Genomic DNA, 26,354 nt, shown 5'->3' with positions numbered 1-26,354 from the left:
AGTGACATATAAATGTATTTTATTTCCTTTGAAATATCAATCACACAAAACTTTACATCATAATAATTAATTATGTAATTTTCATCTATGGAAAAAACTGTATCAGAAGCTATAGCTTACAGAAGATCAACACGAGTTTACAAAGATGAACCCATTGATAATGAAAAAGTAAAACAATGTTTGCGTAATGCATCTTTAGCGCCTACTAGTAGTAACTTACAACTATGGGAATTTTATCATGTAAGGTCGAAAGATACACTAGAGAATCTAGCAAAAGCTTGCTTTAATCAAAATGCTGCTAAAACTGCTCAGCAATTGGTAGTTGTAGTAACAAGAAAGGATTTATGGAAACAACGTGCTCAAGCTAATATCGATTTTCTAAACACAGTGTTTGACAAACCAGATTTAGAACCTCGATTAGTAAAACGAAAAAAACAAGCTGAAGATTATTATAAAAAACTGATTCCGACGATCTATTCTGACTTTTTTGGGATTCTTGGTTTTATCAAATATTGGATTTTTCAAGTTGTTGGATTATTCCGACCAATTTACAGACAAACTAGATTAAGTGATATGCGAATCGTAGCTCATAAAAGCGCTGGATTAGCGGCACAAAATTTCATGATAAGCATGGCTGGAATTGGCTATGATACTTGTCCAATGGAAGGCAGTGATACCTTAAGAGTAAAACAAATTTTAGACTTACCACGAGGTGCCGAAATTAATATGATTATAGGTTGTGGCATACGAGATGTCAAAGGCATTTATGGTCCGCGATTTCGAGTACCTTTTGAAGAGGTTTATTTTGAAAAATAATTAGTTTTCAAAATTACCAATGCCTTCAGATAACCATTCATGATACTCGTCAGCATCTGGCATGTATCCTACAGGATCAATCAGGTTGTCTTCATTATGATCCATTAACACATAAAAAGGTTGCGTATTCGTCTTGTATCTTATAGTTTGTAATTCACTCCACTTCTGACCAATATATCTAAGCTTTTTACCAGGTTTCAATTTGGAATCTGTAACATCATCTTCAGATAACTTTCGTTTGTCATCCACATATAATGAAATAAGAACAATATCATTTTTCAATTTATTCAATACCTTGTCTTTTACCCAAACATTCTGTTCCATCTTACGACAATTAACACAAGCCCAACCTGTAAAATCTATCATCACAGGTTTTCCAACTTCCTTAGCATAGGCTAAACCTTTATCGTAATCGTTAAAAGCAAGGATATCATGTGGTGCCAATAAATGTGCTCCATCAGGTAAATCTGAATGATCAGAAGAACCTACAGAATTTCCGCCTTTTGAATTTCCTACTCCATAAGGTGATTCACTATAATCTAAAGGAGGAGGAAATGCACTAATTAAATTTAAAGGCGCTCCCCAAAGTCCAGGAATCATATATACTGTAAATGATAAGGTTAACAGACCTAATAACAAACGACCTACTGAAATATGTTTTAATGGCGAATCATGAGGCAATTGAATTTTCCCTAGGAGATAAAGTGATAAAGCCCCAAAAATGGCAATCCAAATGGCTATAAAAACTTCACGCTCTAAGAAATGTAATTGTAATACCAAATCGGCTTGTGACAAAAACTTAAAAGCGAGAGCTAATTCTAAAAATCCTAGAACAACTTTAACTGTATTTAACCAACCTCCAGATTTTGGCAATGAATTTAACCAACCTGGAAATGCAGCAAACAATGCAAAGGGTAAAGCAATAGCGGTAGAAAAACCTAACATCCCAATTACAGGTGCAACGCCTCCTTTAGAAGCAGCTTCAACTAAAATGGTTCCTACAATTGGTCCAGTACATGAAAAAGAAACTATGGCTAATGCCAGAGCCATAAAAAAGATTCCAACTAATCCTCCTCTATCCGCTTGACGATCGGCTTTATTAGCCCATGAATTTGGTAGTACAATTTCAAAAGCACCTAAGAATGATATCGCAAAAACTACTAGTAATAAGAAGAAGATGATATTAAACCAAACGTTAGTTGCTAGTGCATTTAAAGCATCTGCTCCAAATATGGCTGTTATTAGAGTTCCTAATAATACATAAATGATAATAATTGATAAACCATAAATAATGGCATTTCTAATCCCTTTCGCTTTTGATTGACTTTGTTTGATAAAGAAACTGACAGTCATTGGTATCATAGGAAACACACAAGGCGTAAGTAAGGCGACAAATCCAGATAAAAACGCCACCAAGAAAATTGACCAAAGGCCTCTTGATTCTCCTTTATTCTCAGAAGATGATGATATAGCTGTCTGTTTAGCTTCAACGCTGTTAGTTAAATCATAATTCAAGTCTACATAACTAGGTGTTAAGCATTTTTCATCATCACAAGCCATAAAGCCAACTTCTCCAGTTATTGAAGTTATATCAGTATTAGCTAATTTTACATGTTGTCTAAATTCTGTAGATGTCTTGAAGAATTTAATCTTCATTTTAAAGACTTTATCTTCTACTTCTTTTCCTTTTTCTTCTGAAGTCTTTCCAACTAATTGGACACCTTCAGGTAATTGATATATAAATTCGGTTGGAATTGGTCCATCTTCTGGAACAGATTGGGAGTATAACTTCCAGCCTTTATCTATGGTAGCCTTAGAAACTAATATATATTCTAAATCAGAAATTCTCTCAACAGATGTTTTCCATTTAACGGGTTCTAAAATTTGAGATGTGTCATCTGAAGTTCCCATTTGAAAAAGGTTAGCTTTTTCAGAATTAGAATCAGATTGTATAGCTGCTGCTAAATTGAAATTTAAATCTATAAATTCTGGAGGTAAGCATTTGCTATCATCACAAACCATAAATTCAACTTCACCATTAACAATAGATAACTCTTGGTTAAGTACTTTTATGCGTTGTCTAAATTCTGCCTTATCTTCAAAAAACTTAATTTTCATTTGAAAAACAGGATCATCAACAGTATGACCTTCGTCTTCCGACGTATCACCTACAGTTTCAAAATCTGAGGTTGTTTTATATGAAAATGTCGTTGGAATTGGACCATCTTCAGGAACACTTTGAGCATACAAATGCCAGTTTTTCTCAATGGTAGCCGTAGAAATTAAATCGAATTCAGTATCAGAAATTTTCTCCACTGAAGTTTTCCATTTTACAGGCTCATACACTTGAGCCTTAGCAGTGATTGAAAATATAACTAAACTACAAAGTGTAATTATTAAGTTTCTCATTAGAAATAGTTAGGTTATGAAAGGAGCTAATTTAAAAAAAACATAGGGATTAATAGATAGTATTAAGGCTTGATTAACAAATATCTCTTATAGATATAAAAAAAACCGAACAAAATGTTCGGTTTATAATTGGTTTGAACTAATCCTATTCAAAGGTTTTTATTTCAAGTCCTTTAAATTTCCATTGGGTTATTCCGCCATATAAATCATATATTTTAACGAAGCCAGCGTCTTTTAGTTTTTCAGTACATTTCGCACTACGACCTCCAGATTTGCAATACAATATAACGGGTTTAGACTTGTCTAATTTAGTAATGTCTTCATCAAAAGTTGGAGAATTAAAATCGATATTTTGAGAATTTCCAATAAACCCATCTTTATACTCTTCAGGAGTGCGAACATCTACAATTTGAACGTCATCTAATTCAAGAAGCGTTTGCATTTCTTCGGGAGAGATCACTTTAATTTCTGATTGCGATTCGTTTGCACAATTCGTAAGGGAAAGTGCAAAAATTAGACTAAAAACGATGCTGATTTTTTTCATTTTGATTGATTTATAAAGAAGAAACTTCACCTTGCCATTCACTGAAGCCTCCTAATAGATTGTATGTTTGGTTAAATCCGAGTTGATTCATTACAGCACATGCTTGTCCACTTCGTCCTCCAGCTTTACAATACACAAAATACGTTTTGGTTCTATCCAGTTGTTGAACCTCATCAAGGAAACCTTGACCCTTAAAAATATCAATGTGTAAAGCGTTTGGTATAATACCTTGCGCAACCTCTTCAGGTGTTCTAACGTCCAAAACAATCGCATTATTGTCAGCCTTTAGTTTTGAAATCCACTCGTGTTGTGTTAAATCTGCCATAATAATTTTCTAAAATAGTACATATCAAAAATCATGCTAATTTAACGTTTCCTTATGATAAAGACGAAAAAAAATCCGAAGCGTTACACTTCGGATTGTTAAAATTTTTAATTGTGTATTGATTAAACCTTAATTGAACAACCTATTGCTCTAGTTTGTTTTTCTTCAATTTCTTTACCAGATAGTAAAGCATCAACCGCATCTTCAACATATTTTTTAGTAACTGCACTCGCATCTTGGTAATTATCATCAATTGCGCCAATATACTTTACAACATTACCTTTTTTAGTTTTTTGAAGGATATAAATATGAGGCGTTTTTGTTGCTCCATACTGTGGATAAATTTTTTGACCTTGGTCCATTAGGTAAGGAAACGTAAAACCTTTAGCTTTAGCTCGAGCTTTCATAGCTTCCATACTGTCACCTGGTTTAACTTCAGTATTATTAGGCATAATCGCCACAACTGGATACCCTTTTTCAGCGTACTTTTTATTCAATGCTTCTACTCTATCTTCATAAGCAACCGCGTAAGGACAGGTATTACAAGTAAATACAACAATAAATCCTTTAGCAGACTCAAAATCTGATAATGATACTGTTTTACCATCAATGTTTTCAAGTTCAAAATCTGTTGCGACATCACCTACATGATAACCATGACCTCCTCCTAGATATGCGAAAGAAGACAAAGTAACTATAGTTATAAGGGCAAGAAATGTTTTAAGTGTGTTTTTCATGGTTTTAATTTATTTAAGAAATTGTTTGACTTCGGTTTCTAATTCATCATAATTAAATGACTTCTCGTAAAATTTACGTTTATTTTTATTGAAAATTACAGTGGCAGGAATAGCTCCTGTCCAACTTTCATCTACCTTTGGAATCCAAGTATTAGAATCTACATCATTTAATGCAATAACTTTAGATTGCAAGTTTTTAGTTTTAATATATGGTTTCAGTTTAGTGTCATACTTACTTGGAAAATCAAGACTCACTAAAATGACTTCTACATCGTCTGAATAGTCTTTATTTAATTTTTCAAAATAAGGCAATTCCTTAATACATGGTGCACACCAAGTTGCCCAAAAATTAACCACATAGGTTTTATCATCGGTTGTTTTAAGGAACTTTTGAAGTCCTTCAAAATCATAAACTTCCAGAGAGACTTCTGTTTCTATTGACTGACTCATTTCTGCTATTTGTTCCTTCTTGGGAACATCTTTACATGAAAAAAACAATATCAAAACTGGGATCCATAAATTCTTCATCCTATAAAGTTATTAATCCTATTGAGGCATTTTAAAACTTTAACAAAAAATTAGACAAACTGCTCACAATATATTATACATTTGTATATACAATTGTTGTATATGAAAGAATTGAAAAGCAGATTACAAACAACATCTCAATTACCGTTATCAAGACAAACAGTTATCAATATATTTTTGTCAAACATTTGGGTAAAAAATGATTTGCTTAATGTTTTGAAGCCACACGATCTTTCTTTGGAACAATTTAATGTATTACGAATATTAAGAGGTCAAAAAGGAAATCCTATTAACCTTCAAGATATTCAAGAGCGCATGGTCAACAAAATGAGTAATACAACACGTTTAGTAGACAAACTAATTTTAAAAGGTTTTGTAAACAGGCATCAATGTGAGGAAAACAGACGTAAAATTGAAATTTTTATCACTTCAGATGGATTAAACCTTTTAAAAAAATTAGATACCGTAGTTGATAAAACCGAACAAAGTATTACTTCAAATTTATCCCAAATAGAATTAAAAAATTTAAACGAATTATTATTAAAACTCAAACAAAAAAAACAATGAAAAACAACATTTTAAAAACCGGATTAATCGTGATTCTGGCAATGACAATTGCGTCATTCACAACTGAATCAGAAAAGAGCGTAAATGTAAAAGAAAGCTCTATTACATGGAAAGGTGAGAAAGTCACTGGATCTCACGAAGGAACTGTCAATTTATCTGAAGGTACTTTAATGTTCGATGAAAATAATGATCTTATTGGTGGCAATTTCACCATAGACATGACATCGATAGCCGTTACAGATTTAAAAGTAGGTGATGGTAAAGAAAAATTGGAAGAGCATTTAAAGTCTGATGATTTCTTTGGTGTTTACAACCATAAAAAAGCAACTTTTAAAATTAATAAAGTTGATGGTAAAAATGGTACTTACAGAGTATTTGGAGATTTAACTATTAAAGGCATTACCAAAACTTCAACATTTCAAATGATGGTAAAAGGAAATACGGCAACTGCAAGCTTTCAAATTGATAGAACAAAATATGATATCAAATATGGTTCTTCTAGTTTCTTTGATAATTTAAAAGACAAAGCAATTTATAATGATTTTGACCTAAATGTAAATCTTAAGTTTTAACCCTACAGATTGATTAATAGCACATTTAGAAATGAAGATTCCCATTAATTTGGGAATCTTTTTTTATTTTAATTAAATAAATTTGAATTGTAACAATTCATTTCTATATTTGAATCAGAATAAAAAATATGAACACAAATTTAAATATTACTTGGTGGTGGAATTCTCGAAACGCAATCTTCGTGAACTAATCCTATAGTATATTTAAAATAAAATATCAAAAGGCTTGTCAATCACGACAAGCCTTTTTTGTATTCTAAACTTGGTTCTAAACCTCATAAAGCAAAAAAAATATCTTAAAAAGATACTTAAATACTGAAATAAATTCAGCATAAATGAAAACATTTAGTTTATATACACATTACAAAAAAATATTAGCTGACACCATTACGCCTGTTAGTATTTACCTTAAAATTAGAGATAAATTCCCTAATAGTATTCTTTTAGAAAGTAGTGATTATCATGCAAACGATAATAGTTTTTCTTATATCTGTTTTAACCCAATTGCCTCTATAAAGGTCAACGAAGATTGTATCGAGCAGCATTATCCTGATGGAAGTACAAAAAAGAATTACACCAATAAGGTGTCTGTAACTGAAGAGATTCATAAATTCACTAAACGGTTTAAGGTGAATTCTGATAAGGATTTCAAATTTATAAATAATGGTATATTTGGTTATACAGCTTATGATGCCGTGAAATACTTCGAAGATGTTGAAATTAGTAAAAAACCAAATTCATTAGAGATTCCAGATATATATTATGCAGTATATCAAAATATAATTGCTATTAATCATTTTAAAAATGAAGCTTATATTTTCGCTCATTGTTTTGAAACTGAAAATAATATAGATGAAATTCTTCAACTAATCAGTTCAAAAAACTTTGCATCCTATAATTTTAAAACAGATTCTGAAATCTCTTCAAATCTTACAGATGCAGAATATAAAGATCATGTTCAATTAGCAAAACAACATTGTGCACGTGGTGATGTATTTCAATTGGTATTATCTAAAAAGTTCTCACAAGGTTTTAAAGGCGATGAGTTTAACGTTTATCGCGCTTTACGCAGTATTAATCCGTCACCCTATTTATTCTATTTTGATTATGGCAATTTTAAAATCTTCGGAAGCTCACCTGAAGCCCAACTTGTTGTTAATAAAGGACAAGCTGAAATTCACCCAATAGCAGGCACATTCAAAAGAACTGGTAATGATGAAGAAGATCAAGTTCTAGCGAAGAAACTTGCTCAAGACGTTAAGGAAAATGCAGAACACGTTATGTTGGTAGACCTAGCAAGAAACGACTTAAGTCGACATGGAAGTCAAGTTAAAGTAGAAACCTACCGAGAAGCACAATTTTTCTCACATGTGATTCATTTAGTAAGTAAAGTCACAGGAAAAATTCATGACAATACACCTACAATGCAAGTTGTTGCAGACACGTTTCCTGCAGGAACATTAAGTGGTGCTCCAAAACACAGAGCCATGCAATTAATTGAAACATATGAAAAAACGAGCAGAGCCTTTTATGGAGGTGCTATCGGTTTTATGGATTTTGATGGCAATTATAATCATGCGATAATGATACGAACCTTTATGAGCAAAAATCATAAACTGCATTGGCAAGCTGGAGCAGGTTTAGTTTCTAAATCCAATCCAGAAAGTGAATTACAAGAAGTATATAATAAATTAGGTGCTTTAACAAAAGCGATTCAAATGGCTGAGGATATTTAAAATTATGGCGTTACCACAAGGGTCAGGCTTTCGGCAGTCGCTCTCTTTGAGGAGCTCCAACAAATGCCTCAATCCTTAACGCAAAGCAGAAAATAGTAGAAGACTTTGAGTAAAGAGTAAAGAAAAAACAAAATTTGAATTTTTGATTCGTTTTGCTTCAAGACAAAATGAATAACATATAAAAATAATTAAAAAGATACCTGCTTTCGCAGGCATAAATTATGAAAGTACTAGTAATAGATAACTACGACAGCTTCACTTATAATTTAGTCCACTATTTAGAGGATTTAAATTGTGAGGTAACTGTAAAACGTAATGATAAACTAACCCTTGAAGACGTTGATGGATTTCAAAAAATTCTATTATCTCCTGGTCCAGGTATTCCTGATGAAGCTGGCCTATTAAAAGCAATCATTAAAACTTACGCTCCAACTAAAAGTATTTTAGGAGTTTGTCTCGGTCAACAAGCCATTGGTGAAGTTTTTGGAGGTTCGTTAATTAATCTTGAAGACGTTTATCATGGTGTGGCAACTCCAGTTAATATTACTGTAGATGATGAAGCCTTATTTAAAAACCTGAATAAAACAATTGAAGTTGGTCGTTATCATTCATGGGTTGTGGATGCAAATCTACCTGAGGTTTTAGAAGCAACTTCATATGATAGTAACGGACAAGTCATGTCGTTAAGACATAAGTTTTATGATGTTAAAGGTGTGCAATATCATCCTGAATCTGTGCTGACACCCAACGGAAAACAAATATTAGAAAATTGGATTAAAAGTTAGCTGTTAGCATTAGTGAATAGAGGGAAAAATTAAATATAAATTATGAGATCCTGAATCAAGTTCAGGATGACAGAAATATGAAACAAATACTCAACAGATTAATAAACCACGAAAGCATCTCAAGTGAAGAAGCCAAACGCGTGTTGGTTGATATTTCAGATGGAAAATTTAACCAAAGTCAGATTGCATCGTTCTTAACTATTTTTATGATGAGAAGCATAACTCTTGAAGAATTACAAGGTTTTCGAGATGCGTTATTAGAACTATGTATTCCAGTAGATTTATCAGATTTTAATGCCATAGATTTATGCGGAACAGGTGGTGACGGAAAAGACACATTCAATATTTCTACCTTAGCGTCTTTTATTACAGCAGGCGCTGGAGTAAAAGTTTCTAAACATGGGAATTATGGCGTTTCTTCTGCCTCTGGATCTTCAAATGTTATGGAAGCATTAGGTGTAAAATTCACCAATGATGTCGATCGATTACAACAAACAATTGATAAAGCTGGTATTTGTGTCATGCACGCACCTTTGTTTCATCCAGCAATGAAAAACGTTGCTCCTATTAGAAAAGAATTAGGCGTTAAAACTTTTTTCAATATGCTTGGACCAATGGTAAATCCTTCATTTCCGAAAAATCAAATGGTTGGTGTTTTTAATTTAGAATTACAACGAATTTATGGTTATCTCTACCAGAATACTGATAAAAATTATAGCATTGTTCATGCTCTAGATGGTTATGATGAAATTTCACTAACGGGAAATACAAAAATAATTTCCAATAGGTCTGAAACGATGTTAAATCCTTCAGATTTAAACCTTCCTCAAATAGAACAATCTGAAATATTTGGAGGTTCAACTGTTGATGAAGCAGCAAAAATTTTCAAAAATATCATTAATAATAAAGGGACTGAAGCACAAAATAATGTGGTCTGTGCAAATGCAGGATTAGCGATTGCTACAGTAAACAAAATTTCACATCAAGACGGATTTCAATTAGCTAAAGAAAGTCTTGAAAACGGAAATGCAAAGAAAAGTTTAGAGACATTAATAGAACTGAGTAAATAATGGATATTTTAACCAAAATAGTAACCGATAAACGTGTCGAAGTTAATCTTCGGAAACAGCTCATTCCTATTACACAATTAGAACAATCCATTTTATTTAAACGTGAAACAATTTCATTAGCTAAAAAATTACAAGATAGTAGCACAGGAATTATAGCAGAACATAAACGACGTTCACCATCAAAACAAGTTATTAACCATAATTTAAATGTATATGATGTAGCAAGAGGTTACGAAAATGCTGGTGTGTGTGGTATGTCTGTTCTAACGGATGGCAAATATTTTGGTGGAAGTTTAGACGACTTATTAACTGCGCGTTCCAGTTGCAATTTACCTTTGCTTCGGAAAGAATTTATAATTGATGAATATCAAATCCTAGAAGCGAAGGCTTATGGAGCTGACGTCATTTTATTAATAGCGGCTATTTTAACGAAAAATGAAATTAAACAGTTTTCAGAATTAGCAAAGCAATTGCGTTTAGACGTATTACTTGAAGTTCATAATGAAGAAGAACTCCACAAATCGATAATGCCTAGTATAGATATGTTAGGTGTTAACAATAGAAATCTAAAAACCTTTGAAGTCAGTTTAGACACAAGCAAACAATTAAGTGAATTGATTCCAAACGATTTTGTTAAGGTATCTGAAAGTGGCATTAGCAGTGTTGAAGCTATTCAAATACTACAACCTTATGGTTACAAAGGCTTTTTAATTGGTGAGAATTTTATGAAAACTGATAACCCAGGAGAAAGTGCTACTCAATTTATTAAAGACTTACAATTATGAAACTGAAAGTTTGCGGAATGAAAAACAAAGACAACATTTTAAATGTTGCTAAATTAAATCCAGATTTTATGGGTTTCATTTTCTATAAAAATTCATCACGCTATTTTAATGGTACTATTCCAGAATTACCTGAGAACATTAAAAAAATTGGTGTATTCGTCGATGCCACTTTTGATTACATAAAAGGAATTGTGCACAAACATAATTTACAAGGGGTACAATTACATGGTAACGAATCTCCAGAACTATGCAAACAACTACAAGATTTAAATTGTACAGTAATCAAAGTGTTTTCTATAAAAGACACCTTTGATTTTAATACTTTAGATCCTTACGAAGACGTTTGTGATTTCTATTTATTCGATACAAAAGGGAAGCAACCAGGAGGAAATGGCTTCACTTTTGATTGGAGTGTATTAAAAAACTACGCATCAATTAAACCGTTTTTATTAAGTGGTGGTATTGGACCTAGTGAATTAGATAATTTGCTATCATTTCTAAAAAGACCTGAAGCTTATTTTTGCCACGCATTAGATTTGAACAGCAAATTCGAAACTAACTTAGGTATAAAAAATACAGAAAAATTAAAAGCATTTAAAAAAGAATTGTCATTCCGCACATGATGCGGAATCCAAAATACGTTTAATTAAATAATGAGATCCTGAAATCGAAGATTCATGAACGCAATAATAGAAAATCAAAACATGTGAATTATCGAGTTCAGGAGGACAGAAATTATGACATACAACATTAACGACAAAGGTTATTATGGCGAATTTGGAGGTGCATATATTCCAGAAATGCTATATCCAAATGTAGAAGAATTGCGCCAAAACTATCTTAAGATAATGTCAGAGTCTTCTTTTAAAAAGGAGTTTGATCACTTGTTAAAGGATTATGTTGGACGCCCTTCTCCACTCTATTTTGCTAAACGACTCAGTAAAAAATACAATACCAAAATCTACCTCAAACGTGAAGATTTAAATCATACAGGTGCCCATAAAGTAAACAATACCATTGGTCAAATTTTAATGGCACAGCGTTTAGGAAAAACTAGAATTATTGCTGAAACAGGAGCAGGACAACATGGTGTGGCAACCGCAACAGTTTGTGCACTGATGGGATTAGAATGTATTGTTTATATGGGAGAAATTGATATTGCACGACAAGCACCAAATGTTGCTCGTATGAAAATGTTAGGTGCTGAAGTCAGACCAGCTTTATCTGGAAGTCGCACTTTGAAAGATGCTACTAATGAAGCCATTCGTGACTGGATTAATAATCCGGTTGATACACATTACATAATTGGTAGTGTGGTTGGACCTCATCCATATCCAGATATGGTAGCTCGTTTTCAGGCTGTTGTTTCTGAAGAAATTCAATGGCAACTCAAAGACAAAGAAGGCACAACCAAACCCGATTATGTGGTGGCTTGCGTTGGAGGAGGAAGCAATGCTGCTGGTGCATTTTATCATTACCTAGAGGATACAGATGTCAAACTTATTGCAGTAGAAGCTGCTGGAAAAGGCATTCATTCTGGTGAAAGTGCTGCTACCTCTATTTTGGGTCGTGAAGGTATTATTCATGGTAGTAAAACCTTATTGATGCAAACTAAGGACGGACAAATAACTGAGCCATACTCCATTTCGGCAGGTTTAGATTATCCTGGTGTTGGTCCAATGCATGCACATTTATACACATCTGGTCGTGCTGAGTTTATTTCAATCACAGATGATGAGGCAATGAAAGCTGGCTTAGAATTAAGTCAATTGGAAGGTATAATTCCTGCTATTGAAACCTCACATTCCTTAGCCATTTTTGATCAGAAAAAATTCAAAGCAAATGATATCGTAGTTGTTAACCTTTCTGGTCGAGGTGATAAAGATTTACAAAATTATATTGATTACTTTAAATTGTAGAATTATGGCGTTACCACAAGGGTCAGGCTTTAACGCTGTATCTTTTTTACTTTTAATTGTAAAAAAGGATGCCGCTTCAATCCTTAACGCAAAACTGAACTAATAACGTCATGCTGAACTCGTTTCAGCATCTCACAAGAAAATGAAACTAAGTTACATCTATATCATGACCAATACATACAGAACAACATTTTATGTCGGTGTAACTGCAAGCTTAAACAAAAGAGTAATTGAACATCAAAATGAATTAGGTTCAGAATTCACCAAAAAATACAATCTAAAAGATTTAATTTATTTTGAAGAATTTAGTGATATTAATCAAGCTATAGCTCGAGAAAAACAAATTAAAAATTGGAAGAAAGACTGGAAACTCAATCTAATAAAAGTTATAAATCCAAACCTTGAAACATTAATTCTCTGATGAGAATCTGAATCAAGTTCAGATTGACGAAAAATAAATAATAAACGTCATGCTGAACTCGTTTCAGCATCTCACAAGTGAGGAAAATAAAAAACATGAACAGAATCAACAAAAAACTAAAAGATGACAAAAAGTTACTTTCCATATACTTTTCAGCTGGATACCCTAGTTTAAACGACACAGCGTCCATCATACAAAATCTCGAGAAAAGTGGTGTAGATATGATAGAAATCGGATTGCCTTTTAGTGATCCATTAGCTGATGGACCAACAATTCAAGCTAGTTCTACACAAGCTCTAAAGAATGGCATGACCACCGAAATTCTTTTTGATCAATTAAAAAACATTCGAAACACGGTGTCTATTCCGTTGATTATAATGGGTTATTTTAATCCAATCCTACAATATGGCGTTGAGGCATTTTGTGAAAAATGTCGGGATATTGGTATCGACGGACTCATAATTCCAGATTTACCAGTCGATGTTTATAACGAACACTACAAAACCACCTTTGAAAAATATGGATTAATAAATGTGTTTTTAATTACACCCCAAACTTCTGTTAAACGCATAAAATTTATTGATTCCATATCTAACGGTTTTATCTACATGGTTAGTTCTGCAAGTGTAACAGGAAGTAATTCTGGTTTTGGAGACAAGCAAACAACCTATTTCAAACGCATAGCAGATATGAATCTTAAAAACCCGCAAATTGTCGGTTTTGGAATTTCTAGTCATGAAACATTCGCTCAAGCTACACAACATGCAAAGGGTGCAATCATTGGTAGTGCATTTATAAAGCATTTAACTAACGATGGTCTTGATAAAATTGATAGTTTTGTTAAACGAATAGTACAAAAATGAAACTACTGAATAATTATAGAGTTATAATATTACTATGCCTCACGCTTGGCTTAGCTCCTTTTTATCCTGAGCCTCATATTTGGGGTAAATTAAATTGGATAGTTGGAGGAGCAGTAGGCATGCAACTTGAAGACTGGTTTGATGTAATTTTTCATGGTTTGCCTTGGCTACTTCTTATTCGGATCATAATTATAAAATCTTTCAAAAAAAATGTCACTTAACATCGTTTTATTCGAACCTGAAATTCCAAATAACACTGGTAATATTGGTCGAGTGGCTTTAGCTTCAGGATCAACATTGCATTTAGTTAAACCTTTTGGTTTCGAATTGAGTGATAGCAGATTAAAACGTGCAGGTCTAGATTATTGGCAACATCTTGACGTTACTATTTATGAATCAATTGACGATTTTTTTAAAATTCATCATGACAAAAATTTTGCGTTCTTTTCCAGTCATGGACATAAAACACATTGGGACATTCCTTTTAAAGATAATTTGTTTCTTATCTTCGGAAAAGAATCGGTTGGATTACCAAAACCTTTATTGGAAACCTATAAAAATCAACTGTATAAAATTCCTTTATATAGTGAACATATAAGAAGTCTAAATTTAGCAAATTCAGTCAGTATTGTCATTTATGAAGGTCTAAGACAATTAAATAACTAACACATTTATGAATAAAGAATCTCTAAGGAAATTTTGGTATAGTTTATCTCCAAAGCATCGTTTTTTCATTAGACGTTTGTATTATTTCCCAATAGATTTATTAGATAAGATTCAAGGCAAACGTCATAAATATGTGCCGCCAAGAGGATCAATTTATACAGGTTCACCTGCAAATGCTGAAGCTTATATTGATCAAGGGCAAAGGCAACTCATGTTATTAAAAAATCATATTGACTTAAAGCCAAATGATGAAATTTTAGATATAGGAAGTGGAATTGGAAGAACAGCAATTGCACTTACAGAATACCTTGAATCTGATGGTGTTTATAAAGGCTTTGATGTGGTTAAACTTGGTGTTGATTGGTGCAATTCTAAAATAGGAAAAGATTTCTCAAACTTTGAATTCAAGTATGTTCCATTATTTAATGATTTGTATAACACCTCAAATTTAAGGGCAGAAGAATTTGTTTTTCCATATGAAAAAGATGCTTTTACTAAAATCTTTTCATTTTCGGTATTTACGCACATGCAAATTGGTGAAATTCAAAATTATTTTAAAGAAATTTGTAGAGTACTTAAAACTGATGGTCTGGCTTTTTCAACTTTTTTTCTATACGATGACTCCAATGAAAATCACATAAGCACTGAAAATAAATTTAAATTTCCTATTAAAAAAAATGGCTACCGTTTAATGAATGAAGATGTAAAATCTGGCAATATCGCTATTCATAAAAACACTTTAAAAACCATGTTAAACAAAGAAAACCTTGACCTTGTAGAGATAATCGATGGGTTTTGGAAAGATAAAAGTAATTATTCTAAAAATGCTAGCTATCAAGACATTGTTGTTTTTAAAAATGCTTAATTATGCTAAGAACATTCAAATAAATCCTAAGATCTATGCTCACTAAACGCACTAAATATTATCAATTGATTTCTGAATATTTTCAAATATTCTTAGGAATTATATTAGCTAGTATAGGTCTAAAAGCGTTTTTATTACCTAACGGGTTTTTAGATGGTGGTGTTACTGGAATGGCGCTCCTCGTTAAAACCCAAGTAGATATCAATTTATCTTACTTATTAATTCTATTTAGTATTCCTTTTTTAATTCTTGGCTATTACACGGTCTCAAAACGAATTGTTGTCAAATCCATCATAAGTATTTTAGGACTGGCATTTTTTATTCATTTTGAAAATTTTGCAATCATTACCGAAGACAAGCTTCTTATTTCAATTTTTGGTGGACTCTTTTTAGGTTCTGGTATTGGCATTGCCATTCGAAACGGATCAGTATTAGATGGTTCAGAAATCTTAGGTGTCTTTATCAATGATAGATTTGGCATCAGTATCGGAAAAGTCATTTTATTTTTTAATGTTATTCTGTTTAGTATTACTGCCTTTATGATTTCAACTGAAGTTGCGATGTATTCAATTTTAACCTATATCGTAACCGCAAAAGTTACCGATTTAGTTATTGAAGGTTTTGAAGACTTTATTGGTGTGACCATAGTATCTCAAGAATATTCTAAAATTGAAGCTGCTATTATTACCGAACTTGGCGCTGGAATGACCTTATACAAAGGACGTAAAGGTTTTGGAAGCACAGGTAAAAAACAAGATTTTGATATTATTCATAGCATTATCAATCGAATTGATATAAAAAAAATGTATCGTCTTGTCGCTGATATAGATGAACGCGCTTTTATCGTTGAATTTGATGTTAATAATGTAAAAGGTGGTGTTTTAAGACGCTATTTAGATAGAAAAAAAGGAAAAAAACTAGCTGGTTTTCTTGCCGAACAAAACGTCTAAGTTTTCATCTAAAAATTTACTATTTTTGATTATGGTGAAATTAAAGAATATTGGAACCTTTTTCTTAGCTCTAAGTTTTATATTTAGTTTGGTTTCATTTTCAAATGGTGTAAACTCTGCACTACCTGAAGTGATTAAAACTGAATTGCTTATTAAAGAAACACCAAGCAAGTGCTTTTCTATAAGGTTTGAAAAAGCAAATAACATTGTATTTGCCACTTTTTTTAATTGTCCGAAATTTTCATTCTACACATTTCAAACTGCACAAAATTTAAAAGAGTACATCCATTTTAAAACCTACTCAATCAAAACACGCTCAGTTATAACGGAACAACTTCAGTCGAAGTTTTGTGTTTTTACCAATAATAAATCACTTTACGAAGATTTCATAGTATAATTTCAAAATAGCCCTTCATGGCTATCCTATTAGCTATATACTAATTGCATCACATGTCTGTTGATGCTCATTCTATTATATTATGAAAATTAAAAAAGCACTAAGGCTTATGGCTTTAGTTTTTATGATTTTTTTGGCGTGCATCGTTCCATTTCCAATGAAACTCACCCGAAAAGACAATTTACCCAAAGACTTAATTGAATACGTTGAACTAAAAGAAAATGAAGAAGATGATGACGAGCTTAAAGCTATTTTTTAGATGCTTTATTGTCAAGCATTTTTAAATACATGTGTTCTACCTTAGTTCTTGCCCAAGGCGTACGTCTTAAAAATTTTAAACTTGATTTTACTGATGGATTCTCATTAAAGCATCTGATATTAATTTCGTGACCCATATATTCCCAACCATAATGAGCGTGTAAATCGGTAACAATCTGCTCTAATTTTACACCATGTAATGGATTGTTTTTTTGAGTTTCCATTATAAATTTTCAACCAGTTTTTTAATCTTGACTGCTTTTTCAAAATGATTTAATTTATGAGTTTGAATCCACCAAGTAGCAGCTTCCATTAACAATTCTGGATTATCATTTTTGTTTTTGAAAAAAGCATAAAATGAAATACCAACAGTATCTCCCTTTTGTGCAATCTTTTTATTGCAGACTTCTATAATTTTGTGCTTTAATAATTCTGTCATATATATATGGGCTAGAGATTGCCACGTTGCTAAAAAAGCAACTCGCAATGACAACTAGATTAGTTTCGTCTATCGTTTCGTCGTCTAGAATTGTTACTTTTATTTCTATTGGAATTATGTCTATTACCACCAGAATTTTTAGAACCAGACTTACGAGAATTTCGAGGTTGTCTATTTTGACCAGGTCTAATTGGTTCAGTCGACGCATTAGGATCTGGTTCAAATCCATCAAGAATTTCTACTTCAATTTTTTGTCCGATTAATTTCTCTATGTCACGCATAAATGTTGTTTCATCGGCACTAACCAAGGATATCGCTTGACCATCTGCTCCTGCTCTACCTGTTCTGCCAATTCGATGCACATAGTCTTCAGAAATATTAGGCAATTCAAAATTTACAACGTGAGGTAATAACGGAATATCTAATCCACGAGCAGCAATATCTGTGGCGACTAGCACCTTAACGCTTCCACTTTTAAATCCGGCTAAGGCCTTAGTTCTTGCCCCTTGACTTTTATTTCCATGAATAGCTGCCGCAGTAATTCCAGAACTAATCATTTTTTTACACAGCTTGTTGGCGCCATGTTTGGTTCTCGTAAACACAAGAACTTGTTTCCAGTTGCCATCAATAATAAGTTTAATAATTAAACCTGTTTTTAATCCTTTAGCAACTCGATATACTTTTTGAGAAATAGCTTCAACTGTTGTGTTTTCAGGAGTTGCTTCAACTTGTACTGGATTGTTTAATATTCCATTCGCCAGCTTTCGAATATCCTTAGAAAACGTTGCCGAAAACATTAAGTTCTGACGTTTTTCAGGCATTAGTTTCATGACACGTTCTATATCTCTCAAAAAACCCATATCGAGCATACGATCGGCTTCATCAAGTACAAAAACCTCAACTCGTTTTAGAGATAATAAGTTTTGATTATGTAAATCTAATAAACGACCAGGAGTAGCAACCAATACATCAACACCACGACGAATTGTAGCAGCTTGTGGTTTTTGATTCACACCTCCAAAAATCACTGCACTTCTAATATCCAAATATTCACTATAGTCCTTAACACTTTCATAAACCTGCGCAGCAAGCTCACGTGTTGGTGTTAATATTAGAGCGCGAATTGGTCTAAATTTAGCTTTAGGATTTTCAGATAAATAATGTAATAATGGTAATGTAAAACCTGCAGTTTTTCCAGTTCCTGTCTGTGCTGATGCTAATACATCACGACCTTCTAAAACTGGAGGAATCGCTTTTTCTTGAATTGGACTGGGAGTTTCGTATCCTTTTTTGCTAATTGCTTTTAACAAGGCATCAGATAAGCCTAAAGATTGAAATGACATAAATAAAAATTGTGAGATAAACACTTTTATTTAGGTTACCTCTTTCGTTAACGGCAAATGTAAGGTTATTTTATTCGATACCTAGAATTTAGCAACATATTACGCATTTACAAAACCAGACACTTCTGTAAAGTATCTTCATATATTTTTTCGTATTGCGGTACAATGGCATGAATATCAAAGCGTTTCGAAGCTTCTTTAGCATTAGTTTTAAATTGTGCTAAACGCTTACTATCACTTAATATATGAATGGCATTTTTTGACATGCCTTCAATGTCATTAACTGGACTTAAATATCCTGAAAAACCTTCGGTATTAACTTCTGGAATTCCTCCTGTATTACTAGAAATCACAGGCACTCCAGAAGCCATTGCTTCTAATGCTGCTAAACCAAAACTTTCTGTAATGGATGGTAATAAAAACAAATCACTAAAGCAAAGGATTTTGTCTATCTCGTTACTATTACCGAAGAAAACTACTTTATCACTAATACCTAATTTGGCACATAATTGTTCGGCTGGTTCTCGTTCTGGACCTTCACCAACCATCATCAATTTTGCTGGCATTTCCTTTTGTATTTCATTAAAAACTTTAATTACATCTGGAATTTGCTTTACTTCTCTGAAATTACTGATATGCGTAATAATTTTTTCTTCATCAGTAGCCATCATTCCACGTTGGCAATCGGTAAAATGATTTTCATGTTTACTTAAATCTATAAAGTTTGGCACAACTTCAATTTCATTTTTAATCTCGAATAAACGTAAAGTATCATCTTTTAAACTTTGAGACACCGAAGTCACAGCATCTGATTTATTTATACTAAAGGTTACTGCTGTTTTATAAAAAGGGTGGCTTCCAACTAAAGTGATATCTGTTCCGTGAAGTGTAGTTACAATTGGAATGTAAATCCCTTCTTCTTGCAACATTTTTTTAGCCATATAGGCTGCATAAGCATGTGGAATAGCATAATGTACATGTAAAATTTCTATATCATGAAGCTTTACCATATCAACTAATTTACTAGATAAAGCCAACTCATAAGGCTGATATAAAAACAAAGCATATTCTGGAACGGTTACCTCATGGTAATGTACATTATTACTTAATAATTCTAATCGAACTGGCTGGCTATAGGTAATGAAATGAATTTCATGTCCACGTTTTGATAATTCTAATCCTAGTTCTGTGGCTACAACTCCACTACCTCCAAATGTTGGGTAACATACAATTCCTATTCTCATTGAAATGATTTTAGTAAGTAGTCGCAATTAATGTTCAAAACCTACAACTCAACTATTTATTTAGACTGAACGTAAAGATAAAGATTTATACACCTTAAAGAGAAACCTTTTAACATTTTGAAAGGGTTTATCTTACTATTAATCTATAATAGCTTCATAAATAGCTTCTTGAATATTTGTTCTTATGTTCTCTCTGAGCAAGAGATTTTTACCTGCTTTTGGGTACGTTCTGTTGGCTAAAAATATATAAATGATTTCTTCTTCTGGATCTGCCCAAGCATAAGTTCCTGTAAATCCTGAATGTCCAAAACTAGTCATCGACAAACAACCACAGGTTGGTCCTTCATCACCTAATTGCGGCTTATCAAAACCAATACCTCGTCTATTATCATCCTCGCAATAGTAACACGTGTTAAACTTATCTAACGTTTCTGTATTCAAATATCTTTTTCCGCCATAATAGCCTTTTTGCAAATACATTTGCATAATTTTTCCGACATCATTAGCATTGCTAAACACACCTGCATGACCTCCGACTCCATTTTGCATTGCTGCACCCATATCATGAACATATCCGTGAATTTTCTGATAACGATAATAATCATCGATTTCGGTTGGTATAATATTCAAATTACTAAACTTAACTGATGGGTTATAAGTTGTATAATTTGCACCTATAGATTGATAGAAATGATCTTGAACCAATTCATCTAAAGGTTTTTTATAATACTTTTCAATATATTTTTTTAAAATATAATAAGGCATATCGCTATAACGGTAGCGCAACCTGGATAATAAATCACTGTCTTTAATAATTTTCTGAATAGAATCTGGATAATCTTTTCTAAGATATAAATCTTCAGCAACTTTAATATTAAACTTTGAAGTTGCTTTCCTTCTGTAGTATTTTGAATCTGGTTTTTTTGTAACCGAATCTAATGTCGCCATATAAAATGGAATCCAAGGCTTTAATCTAGCATAGTGTGATAACATTTGCTTAATCGTGACATTCTTTTTATTAGAAGACGCATACTCTGGTAACATTTTAGACAATTTTGTGTCTAATGACACAGCTCCTTTTTCTTCCAATTCCATCATTAATGGTAAGGTTGCTAATATTTTTGTAAGCGAAGCAACGTCATACACATCTTCAAACTTTACAGCCTGTTTTTTGCTATAGGTATGATGGCCAAAATTCTTATTATAAATAACTTTTCCTTTTCTAGCAATAAGTAACTGAATTCCAGGTGTCATTTTGTTATCTACTGCATATTGTGCTATGGAATCAACTCGTTTTAAAATTTCTGAACTCATACCAACACGTTCTGGCAAACCATAACTAAGTGAATTTAATGCATTATAAGTCATCCCATCATTAACCTTAAAATAGTCGCCTGTTGAAACTGGCAACGTACCTTTAACAGGAATAGCACCAAAGATAGCTTGAGCAGATTTTTCTTGTGCAATAGTACTATTTTGATAACTCATTACAATACCGTCAATATTTTCAACTGTTTTTAAATCTATTAGTGCATATGGTCTTGTAAACACGTCTAAGATTACTGTATTGGTCCTTGCTATTTCATAGAGCCAAACCAATTCCTTATCGGTAAATTCAAACTTCTCCCAAGCATGTTTATTAGAACGATGCAAACCAATAATAACTGTATTATAATTTTGAAGTTTGGTAATCAATTCGTCAAGTTTTTCAGCCTTGACTTGATGCACCTTGCTATATTTTTTCAATTCATTGTAAAACGTTGAACCATCATCATCACCAAATTGAACGTAGGCGATTTTTTTAGTTTGAAGATTCCTTAATGGTAATACTTCGGATTTGTTTCGAACGACTGTAATTGCATTTTCTAATAACTCTTCATATAACAAATCATCTTTAAGACGATTAAGATCATCAAACAAGGTTGCTGTACCTATTGGGCTGTAAGCTTGTAGTCCAACTTTATATTTAGCCATCAATATTTTTTTAACTGAATGTGCTAAGCGTTCTTCTGAAATATCTTTTGCATTATAAGCTTCAATAATTTTATCTATTGCCTTCGGAACATCTTCTGAAATGAGTAGCACATCATTACCTGCTTGAAACGCAGCCAAATCAATCTCTCCAGGAACGCTGTAATTTGAAACGCCTTTCATTTCTAGTGCATCTGTAAAAATAAGTCCTTTGAACGCCAAAGAATCCTTCAATATATCTGAAACAATATGTTTTGAAAGCGATGATGGAAATCCACTTCGTGGTTCTAAACTTGGCACATTTAAATGGGCTACCATGACACTAGACAAGCCTTTTTCAATGAGTTTACGATAAGGATATAACTCTACGGAATCAATTCGCTTTTCATCAAAGCTAATGGTAGGTAATGTTTTATGAGAATCACTTTCTGTATCTCCATGACCTGGAAAATGTTTCGCATTTGCTAACACGCCAGCATCTTGCATACCTTTCATAAATGCCAGAGCTTTTTCGGTGACATTATCGCGATCTTCCCCAAAGGAACGATTCCCTATAATTGGGTTTTTCGGATTTGTATTGATATCGACAACTGGCGCAAAATTAAAGTGTACACCAATTCGTTTACAATGTTCACCAATTTGATAGCCTGTACGCTCAATCAATTTATTGTCTCGAATTGCTCCAAGTGTCATATTCCAAGGAAACGCATAAGTAGAATCTAAACGCATGCTCAAACCCCATTCTGCATCCATACCAATAAGCAATGGCGTTTTTGAAATGGCCTGGTATAAGTTATTGAGTTTCGCTTGCCTAACTGGACCACCTGTAGAAAAAATTAAGCCTCCAATATGATTCTCGTTTATCAGTTTTGCAATTTCATTTTCATGAGCCTTTGTCTGATTTGAAAACGCTCTAACCATAAATAATTGGCCAACTTTTTCCTCTAAAGACATGGCATTATACAAACTATCCACCCATTTTTTTTGGGCTTGAATATCTTTAGCGAATAAGGGATGACTGCTGTCTTGAGAAATTACAGTATTTGAACATATAATAATGGTGATAAGGGACAATATATAACGCATAAATCTAATCTACATTTGGAGTCTAATAAACATAACTAAAAACTATGCCAAAATAGTATTTTTAAGAGGAAGTATAAAGACTTTAAGATAGATTTATAAAGAAGGTTGTAAACAAATTAAGTATGAATACTATTCAACTAAATCGATATGTCTATCGTGATAACCTAACAGATAAAGTACACCATCTAATCCAATACTAGATATCGAACTTTGGGCATTATCTTTTACTGTTGGCTTAGCATGAAACGCAATGCCTAATCCAGCTAAATTAAGCATAGGCAAATCGTTTGCACCATCACCTACAGCAATAGTTTGACTGATATCTATACCTTCCATTTTAGCAATTTCTTTAAGGTATCCAGCCTTTTTAGTTCCATCGACAATTTCACCAATATAACCACCTGTTAAGACACCATCCTTAATTTCAAGTTCATTTGCATAGACATAATCCATACCCAATTCTTCTTTAAGGTAATTTCCAAAATAGGTAAATCCACCAGATAGAATAGCCGTTTTAAATCCATAACTTTTTAAGGTATCAATCAATCGTTTTGCACCTTTAGTAATTGGCAAATTAACAGCGACATCATGAAGTACGTCTTCTTTAAGGCCTTTTAAAAGCTTCATTCGTTTGATAAAACTCTCATTAAAATCTATGTCTCCTTGCATTGCAGACTCAGTAATTGCTTTTACTTCAGGTCCAACACCAGCAAGCTCAGCTAATTTATCAATAACTTCTGCTTGAATCAGTGTAGAATCCATATCGAAACATACGAGACGTCGGTTTCTCCTGAAAATATTATCTTCTTGAAATGCAATATCGACATCTAAATCTCTAGAGATTTGCATGAATTTTTCTGTAAAATCTGCTTTGCAATCAATTTTTCCTCTTATAGATAATTGAATTGAAGCGCGTGGATATTTTTCTTCATTAACAAGTGACATACGTCCTGTTAGTCGCTTAATAGCATCGATATTTAAGTTCTTATCAGAGATTACTTTTGTGACTTGAGAAATTTGTTCAGCAGATAATTTTTCACCCAAAATGGTTACTATATAACGATCTTTGCCCTGCAGATTCACCCATTTTTCATAATTATCAAGGGAAATTGGTGAGAATTTAGCTGTCACACCCAGTTCATAGGCTTTAAACAATAAATCTTTTAATACTGAAGATGAGTTGAGTCCAGACTCAATTTCAAACATAAATCCTAAAGATAATGTGTCATGAATATTTGCTTGACCTATATCTAAAATTTTGGCACCATATTGGGACAAAACACCCATTAAACTTGACGTCAATCCTGGCTTATCTTGGCCAGAAATGTTCATTAAAAAAATATCTTTGGTCATATTAAATCGTAGCTTGATTTATTTTAAGAATCTACTATGCCAACTTTCACTTGCAGGCACTTCCCAATTTTCATTGAATTCTGCAATATTAGTCACCATATTATTAAATACAATCGTATTTTTTGAAACGGCTTTGTCTTTAGCCATTTTTTTGAAGTCTAAAAGTGTTTTGTATGCAACGTATTCACCTTGTTTATAGGATACATTCATTTTATCCATAAGATCTACATTATAATCTTTTTCTAATTGTTGAAAAAAATGAACAGAAGCATCTATACTGCAACCCGTTGCAATATTGAGGTTTTGATTAAGAGCAATAACGATAAAACGTTTGTATTGTATAGTAAATCCAGACTGCAAATCACTTCCATGAGCTGTCCAGTTTTCAATGAAAATTTTTAATTTATCTTCTATATCTACAATTTCTTCATCTGTAAACGATCGATTAGCTTGGTAAATCCAAACTCTTGATTCTTCAGGTAAGGTATTGAAATCAACTAACATGATCTATAATTATTTTTTATGTTTTTTAAAATTCCTGTACGTCAGAAATCCATACATGAGAACGCCAAAAACAAAATAGAAACCCAATCTCAACCAAGAAAAATCTCTACCCATAAGCTTGTCAACAAGAAGCACAACTACACTAAATATTGTTCCACCAATTAAACCTGCTTTAATAATTCGTTTTTTACTCACTTCTGCCATTTAATCTTTCTTTTTAGTGTATTTATATCTAAAGGATATTGCCATGAAAAAACCAAAAAACATAAAATGAAAAAGAAATTTTAATATGGAAAAAGAATCGCCATTAAAGTAACCAAATCCTGCCATAAACAAAGCAAACAATAAGCCATTTATAACTCCTGTTATAACTATAGGTTTCATGAGTAATTTCTCTCTGTCCATTACTTATAAATCTTGAGCATTTGCGATTAATTCTGCAATATCCATTACAGCAATATCACCTTCTTTTTCTTTATTCTTAACACCATCGGTCATCATCGTATTACAAAACGGGCAACCAGCAGCAATAATTTCTGGTTTTGTTTCTAAGGCTTGTTCGGTTCTTTCAATATTAATCTCTTTGCTACCTGGTTCAGCATCCTTAAACATTTGAGCTCCTCCAGCTCCACAGCACAAACCTCTAGATTTACATGATTTCATTTCTACCAATTCGGCATCTAGCTTTCTAATCAAATCACGAGGTGCTTCATAAACATTGTTAGCACGACCTAAATAACAAGGGTCATGAAATGTAATTCGTTTACCTTTAAATTGTCCGCCTTCAATGGTTAATCGACCATCATTAAGCAAATCTTTTAAAAACTGGGTATGATGCATTACTTTGTAATTTCCACCAAGTCCAGGATATTCATTTTTGATGGTATTAAAGCAATGCGGACAAGCAGTTACAATAGTTTTAACTTCGTAAGCATTAAGTACTTCAATATTAGTGACCGCTTGCATTTGAAACAAAAACTCATTACCTGCACGTTTTGCTGGATCACCAGAACAACTTTCTTCAGTCCCTAAAACGGCAAATTCAACATTAGCTCTATTGAGCAATCTAACGAATGCTTTGGTAATTTTTTTTGCCCTATCATCAAAGCTTCCTGCACATCCAACCCAAAATAACACTTCAGGTTGTTTGCCTTGAGCCATAAATTCTGCCATCGTTGGCACATTAAGTTGTTCGCTCATA

32 protein-coding genes are annotated in these 26,354 nt (G+C 32.7%); 17 read left to right on the top strand and 15 right to left on the bottom strand.

Annotated features, from left to right (window positions below; translation table 11 throughout):
• Positions 1-87: 87 nt before the first annotated feature.
• Positions 88-816 carry a nitroreductase family protein gene (locus VOI25_RS12620; RefSeq protein ID WP_323789442.1) on the top strand — a complete coding sequence of 243 codons (729 nt, stop codon included), beginning with the start codon at positions 88-90 and terminating at the stop codon, positions 814-816.
• On the opposite strand, the gene VOI25_RS12615 is transcribed toward VOI25_RS12620, so the two are convergent.
• The 5 genes from VOI25_RS12615 to VOI25_RS12595 form a co-directional block, all read right to left on the bottom strand.
• Positions 817-3,225, bottom strand: a complete 2,409-nt coding sequence (locus tag VOI25_RS12615; RefSeq protein WP_323789441.1) for a protein-disulfide reductase DsbD family protein — start codon at positions 3,223-3,225, stop codon at positions 817-819.
• 145 nt (positions 3,226-3,370) lie between these two features.
• Positions 3,371-3,769, bottom strand: coding sequence for a rhodanese-like domain-containing protein (locus VOI25_RS12610; RefSeq protein ID WP_323789440.1), 399 nt, complete (start codon positions 3,767-3,769; stop codon positions 3,371-3,373).
• Positions 3,770-3,779: 10 nt separating this feature from the next.
• A complete protein-coding gene (locus tag VOI25_RS12605; RefSeq protein WP_323789439.1) occupies positions 3,780-4,094 on the bottom strand; it encodes a rhodanese-like domain-containing protein in 315 nt (104 codons plus the stop codon).
• 122 nt (positions 4,095-4,216) lie between these two features.
• The gene (locus tag VOI25_RS12600; RefSeq protein WP_323789438.1) at positions 4,217-4,831 is read right to left on the bottom strand and encodes a thioredoxin family protein; all 615 of its coding nucleotides are present in this window, start codon (positions 4,829-4,831) and stop codon (positions 4,217-4,219) included.
• A gap of 9 nt (positions 4,832-4,840) precedes the next feature.
• Positions 4,841-5,359 carry a TlpA disulfide reductase family protein gene (locus tag VOI25_RS12595; protein ID WP_323789437.1) on the bottom strand — a complete coding sequence of 173 codons (519 nt, stop codon included), beginning with the start codon at positions 5,357-5,359 and terminating at the stop codon, positions 4,841-4,843.
• Positions 5,360-5,461: 102 nt separating this feature from the next.
• Here VOI25_RS12595 and VOI25_RS12590 point away from each other — a divergent pair, with 102 nt between their 5' ends.
• From VOI25_RS12590 to VOI25_RS12515, 16 genes are all read left to right on the top strand, one after another.
• Positions 5,462-5,926, top strand: coding sequence for a MarR family transcriptional regulator (locus tag VOI25_RS12590; RefSeq protein ID WP_323789436.1), 465 nt, complete (start codon positions 5,462-5,464; stop codon positions 5,924-5,926).
• Positions 5,923-6,498, top strand: a complete 576-nt coding sequence (locus VOI25_RS12585) for a YceI family protein (RefSeq protein WP_323789435.1) — start codon at positions 5,923-5,925, stop codon at positions 6,496-6,498. The genes VOI25_RS12590 and VOI25_RS12585 overlap by 4 nt, the downstream gene beginning before the upstream one ends.
• Before the next feature lie 335 nt (positions 6,499-6,833).
• Positions 6,834-8,234 carry an anthranilate synthase component I family protein gene (locus VOI25_RS12580; RefSeq protein ID WP_323789434.1) on the top strand — a complete coding sequence of 467 codons (1,401 nt, stop codon included), beginning with the start codon at positions 6,834-6,836 and terminating at the stop codon, positions 8,232-8,234.
• Positions 8,235-8,452: 218 nt separating this feature from the next.
• Positions 8,453-9,019: an aminodeoxychorismate/anthranilate synthase component II gene (locus VOI25_RS12575; protein ID WP_323789519.1), complete on the top strand. Its 567-nt coding sequence runs from the start codon at positions 8,453-8,455 to the stop codon at positions 9,017-9,019.
• Between the two features lie 77 nt (positions 9,020-9,096).
• Positions 9,097-10,089 carry an anthranilate phosphoribosyltransferase gene (trpD, locus tag VOI25_RS12570; protein ID WP_323789433.1) on the top strand — a complete coding sequence of 331 codons (993 nt, stop codon included), beginning with the start codon at positions 9,097-9,099 and terminating at the stop codon, positions 10,087-10,089.
• On the top strand, positions 10,089-10,874 hold the full coding sequence (trpC, locus tag VOI25_RS12565) for an indole-3-glycerol phosphate synthase TrpC (protein WP_323789432.1): 786 nt from the start codon (positions 10,089-10,091) through the stop codon (positions 10,872-10,874). The genes trpD and trpC overlap by 1 nt, the downstream gene beginning before the upstream one ends.
• Positions 10,871-11,497 (top strand): phosphoribosylanthranilate isomerase, encoded by a 627-nt coding sequence (locus VOI25_RS12560; RefSeq protein WP_323789431.1) that lies wholly within the window; start codon positions 10,871-10,873, stop codon positions 11,495-11,497. Before trpC ends, VOI25_RS12560 begins: the two co-directional genes overlap by 4 nt.
• Positions 11,498-11,611: 114 nt before the next feature.
• Complete coding sequence (trpB, locus tag VOI25_RS12555; RefSeq protein ID WP_323789430.1) at positions 11,612-12,793, top strand: tryptophan synthase subunit beta; 1,182 nt, start codon at positions 11,612-11,614, stop codon at positions 12,791-12,793.
• Positions 12,794-12,935: 142 nt separating this feature from the next.
• Entirely contained in the window at positions 12,936-13,214 is a 279-nt protein-coding gene (locus tag VOI25_RS12550) for a GIY-YIG nuclease family protein (protein WP_323789429.1), read from the top strand.
• 95 nt (positions 13,215-13,309) lie between these two features.
• Positions 13,310-14,077, top strand: a complete 768-nt coding sequence (gene trpA / locus VOI25_RS12545; protein ID WP_323789428.1) for a tryptophan synthase subunit alpha — start codon at positions 13,310-13,312, stop codon at positions 14,075-14,077.
• A complete protein-coding gene (locus VOI25_RS12540; protein ID WP_323789427.1) occupies positions 14,074-14,298 on the top strand; it encodes a hypothetical protein in 225 nt (74 codons plus the stop codon). The genes trpA and VOI25_RS12540 overlap by 4 nt, the downstream gene beginning before the upstream one ends.
• On the top strand, positions 14,288-14,743 hold the full coding sequence (locus tag VOI25_RS12535) for a tRNA (cytidine(34)-2'-O)-methyltransferase (protein WP_323789426.1): 456 nt from the start codon (positions 14,288-14,290) through the stop codon (positions 14,741-14,743). The genes VOI25_RS12540 and VOI25_RS12535 overlap by 11 nt, the downstream gene beginning before the upstream one ends.
• Positions 14,744-14,750: 7 nt before the next feature.
• Positions 14,751-15,608 carry a class I SAM-dependent methyltransferase gene (locus VOI25_RS12530; RefSeq protein WP_323789425.1) on the top strand — a complete coding sequence of 286 codons (858 nt, stop codon included), beginning with the start codon at positions 14,751-14,753 and terminating at the stop codon, positions 15,606-15,608.
• Between the two features lie 35 nt (positions 15,609-15,643).
• Positions 15,644-16,558 carry a YitT family protein gene (locus tag VOI25_RS12525; protein WP_323789424.1) on the top strand — a complete coding sequence of 305 codons (915 nt, stop codon included), beginning with the start codon at positions 15,644-15,646 and terminating at the stop codon, positions 16,556-16,558.
• 31 nt (positions 16,559-16,589) lie between these two features.
• On the top strand, positions 16,590-16,955 hold the full coding sequence (locus VOI25_RS12520) for a hypothetical protein (RefSeq protein ID WP_323789423.1): 366 nt from the start codon (positions 16,590-16,592) through the stop codon (positions 16,953-16,955).
• 82 nt (positions 16,956-17,037) lie between these two features.
• Positions 17,038-17,214 carry a hypothetical protein gene (locus VOI25_RS12515; RefSeq protein WP_323789422.1) on the top strand — a complete coding sequence of 59 codons (177 nt, stop codon included), beginning with the start codon at positions 17,038-17,040 and terminating at the stop codon, positions 17,212-17,214.
• On the opposite strand, the gene VOI25_RS12510 is transcribed toward VOI25_RS12515, so the two are convergent.
• The 10 genes from VOI25_RS12510 to VOI25_RS12465 all read right to left on the bottom strand — a co-directional run bounded on the left by VOI25_RS12510 (position 17,204) and on the right by VOI25_RS12465 (position 26,353).
• Positions 17,204-17,437, bottom strand: a complete 234-nt coding sequence (locus VOI25_RS12510) for a VF530 family protein (protein ID WP_323789421.1) — start codon at positions 17,435-17,437, stop codon at positions 17,204-17,206. The genes VOI25_RS12515 and VOI25_RS12510 overlap by 11 nt on opposite strands.
• Complete coding sequence (locus tag VOI25_RS12505; protein ID WP_323789420.1) at positions 17,437-17,652, bottom strand: DUF6500 family protein; 216 nt, start codon at positions 17,650-17,652, stop codon at positions 17,437-17,439. The genes VOI25_RS12510 and VOI25_RS12505 overlap by 1 nt, the downstream gene beginning before the upstream one ends.
• Positions 17,653-17,711: 59 nt before the next feature.
• Entirely contained in the window at positions 17,712-18,995 is a 1,284-nt protein-coding gene (locus VOI25_RS12500) for a DEAD/DEAH box helicase (RefSeq protein WP_323789419.1), read from the bottom strand.
• Positions 18,996-19,102: 107 nt separating this feature from the next.
• Positions 19,103-20,239: an N-acetyl-alpha-D-glucosaminyl L-malate synthase BshA gene (gene bshA / locus VOI25_RS12495; protein WP_323789418.1), complete on the bottom strand. Its 1,137-nt coding sequence runs from the start codon at positions 20,237-20,239 to the stop codon at positions 19,103-19,105.
• Between the two features lie 138 nt (positions 20,240-20,377).
• Positions 20,378-23,296, bottom strand: coding sequence for a glycoside hydrolase family 3 N-terminal domain-containing protein (locus VOI25_RS12490; RefSeq protein ID WP_323789417.1), 2,919 nt, complete (start codon positions 23,294-23,296; stop codon positions 20,378-20,380).
• Positions 23,297-23,425: 129 nt separating this feature from the next.
• A complete protein-coding gene (serB, locus tag VOI25_RS12485; protein ID WP_323789416.1) occupies positions 23,426-24,649 on the bottom strand; it encodes a phosphoserine phosphatase SerB in 1,224 nt (407 codons plus the stop codon).
• A gap of 18 nt (positions 24,650-24,667) precedes the next feature.
• The gene (locus tag VOI25_RS12480) at positions 24,668-25,153 is read right to left on the bottom strand and encodes an ABC transporter ATPase (RefSeq protein WP_323789415.1); all 486 of its coding nucleotides are present in this window, start codon (positions 25,151-25,153) and stop codon (positions 24,668-24,670) included.
• 9 nt (positions 25,154-25,162) lie between these two features.
• Entirely contained in the window at positions 25,163-25,357 is a 195-nt protein-coding gene (locus VOI25_RS12475; protein WP_323789414.1) for a hypothetical protein, read from the bottom strand.
• Entirely contained in the window at positions 25,358-25,558 is a 201-nt protein-coding gene (locus VOI25_RS12470) for a hypothetical protein (protein ID WP_323789413.1), read from the bottom strand.
• 3 nt (positions 25,559-25,561) lie between these two features.
• Positions 25,562-26,353, bottom strand: a complete 792-nt coding sequence (locus VOI25_RS12465; RefSeq protein WP_323789412.1) for a (Fe-S)-binding protein — start codon at positions 26,351-26,353, stop codon at positions 25,562-25,564.
• Position 26,354: the final 1 nt, after the last annotated feature.

Origin of the sequence: Psychroserpens sp., from assembly GCF_034670085.1 — a bacterium.
Lineage (GTDB): Bacteria > Bacteroidota > Bacteroidia > Flavobacteriales > Flavobacteriaceae > Psychroserpens.
Note: the sequence above shows the minus strand (reverse complement) of the source record. Positions and strands in the feature narration are given on the sequence as shown.

Bases quoted from the DNA above. Each gene is read 5' to 3' on its own strand.
- VOI25_RS12535 (WP_323789426.1), top strand. From the start codon at position 14,288: ATGTCACTTAACATCGTTTTATTCGAACCTGAAATTCCAAATAACACT.
- bshA (WP_323789418.1), bottom strand. From the start codon at position 20,239: ATGAGAATAGGAATTGTATGTTACCCAACATTTGGAGGTAGTGGAGTT.
- VOI25_RS12610 (WP_323789440.1), bottom strand. From the start codon at position 3,769: ATGAAAAAAATCAGCATCGTTTTTAGTCTAATTTTTGCACTTTCCCTT.
- VOI25_RS12580 (WP_323789434.1), top strand. From the start codon at position 6,834: ATGAAAACATTTAGTTTATATACACATTACAAAAAAATATTAGCTGAC.
- VOI25_RS12480 (WP_323789415.1), bottom strand. From the start codon at position 25,153: ATGTTAGTTGATTTCAATACCTTACCTGAAGAATCAAGAGTTTGGATT.
- VOI25_RS12600 (WP_323789438.1), bottom strand. From the start codon at position 4,831: ATGAAAAACACACTTAAAACATTTCTTGCCCTTATAACTATAGTTACT.
- VOI25_RS12525 (WP_323789424.1), top strand. From the start codon at position 15,644: ATGCTCACTAAACGCACTAAATATTATCAATTGATTTCTGAATATTTT.
- VOI25_RS12615 (WP_323789441.1), bottom strand. From the start codon at position 3,225: ATGAGAAACTTAATAATTACACTTTGTAGTTTAGTTATATTTTCAATC.
- VOI25_RS12620 (WP_323789442.1), top strand. From the start codon at position 88: ATGGAAAAAACTGTATCAGAAGCTATAGCTTACAGAAGATCAACACGA.
- VOI25_RS12595 (WP_323789437.1), bottom strand. From the start codon at position 5,359: ATGAAGAATTTATGGATCCCAGTTTTGATATTGTTTTTTTCATGTAAA.
- VOI25_RS12475 (WP_323789414.1), bottom strand. From the start codon at position 25,357: ATGGCAGAAGTGAGTAAAAAACGAATTATTAAAGCAGGTTTAATTGGT.
- VOI25_RS12490 (WP_323789417.1), bottom strand. From the start codon at position 23,296: ATGCGTTATATATTGTCCCTTATCACCATTATTATATGTTCAAATACT.
- VOI25_RS12510 (WP_323789421.1), bottom strand. From the start codon at position 17,437: ATGGAAACTCAAAAAAACAATCCATTACATGGTGTAAAATTAGAGCAG.
- trpD (WP_323789433.1), top strand. From the start codon at position 9,097: ATGAAACAAATACTCAACAGATTAATAAACCACGAAAGCATCTCAAGT.
- trpA (WP_323789428.1), top strand. From the start codon at position 13,310: ATGAACAGAATCAACAAAAAACTAAAAGATGACAAAAAGTTACTTTCC.
- trpB (WP_323789430.1), top strand. From the start codon at position 11,612: ATGACATACAACATTAACGACAAAGGTTATTATGGCGAATTTGGAGGT.
- VOI25_RS12540 (WP_323789427.1), top strand. From the start codon at position 14,074: ATGAAACTACTGAATAATTATAGAGTTATAATATTACTATGCCTCACG.
- serB (WP_323789416.1), bottom strand. From the start codon at position 24,649: ATGACCAAAGATATTTTTTTAATGAACATTTCTGGCCAAGATAAGCCA.
- VOI25_RS12605 (WP_323789439.1), bottom strand. From the start codon at position 4,094: ATGGCAGATTTAACACAACACGAGTGGATTTCAAAACTAAAGGCTGAC.
- VOI25_RS12590 (WP_323789436.1), top strand. From the start codon at position 5,462: ATGAAAGAATTGAAAAGCAGATTACAAACAACATCTCAATTACCGTTA.
- VOI25_RS12550 (WP_323789429.1), top strand. From the start codon at position 12,936: ATGAAACTAAGTTACATCTATATCATGACCAATACATACAGAACAACA.
- VOI25_RS12585 (WP_323789435.1), top strand. From the start codon at position 5,923: ATGAAAAACAACATTTTAAAAACCGGATTAATCGTGATTCTGGCAATG.
- VOI25_RS12560 (WP_323789431.1), top strand. From the start codon at position 10,871: ATGAAACTGAAAGTTTGCGGAATGAAAAACAAAGACAACATTTTAAAT.
- VOI25_RS12520 (WP_323789423.1), top strand. From the start codon at position 16,590: ATGGTGAAATTAAAGAATATTGGAACCTTTTTCTTAGCTCTAAGTTTT.
- VOI25_RS12515 (WP_323789422.1), top strand. From the start codon at position 17,038: ATGAAAATTAAAAAAGCACTAAGGCTTATGGCTTTAGTTTTTATGATT.
- VOI25_RS12505 (WP_323789420.1), bottom strand. From the start codon at position 17,652: ATGACAGAATTATTAAAGCACAAAATTATAGAAGTCTGCAATAAAAAG.
- VOI25_RS12530 (WP_323789425.1), top strand. From the start codon at position 14,751: ATGAATAAAGAATCTCTAAGGAAATTTTGGTATAGTTTATCTCCAAAG.
- trpC (WP_323789432.1), top strand. From the start codon at position 10,089: ATGGATATTTTAACCAAAATAGTAACCGATAAACGTGTCGAAGTTAAT.
- VOI25_RS12470 (WP_323789413.1), bottom strand. From the start codon at position 25,558: ATGGACAGAGAGAAATTACTCATGAAACCTATAGTTATAACAGGAGTT.
- VOI25_RS12465 (WP_323789412.1), bottom strand. From the start codon at position 26,353: ATGAGCGAACAACTTAATGTGCCAACGATGGCAGAATTTATGGCTCAA.
- VOI25_RS12500 (WP_323789419.1), bottom strand. From the start codon at position 18,995: ATGTCATTTCAATCTTTAGGCTTATCTGATGCCTTGTTAAAAGCAATT.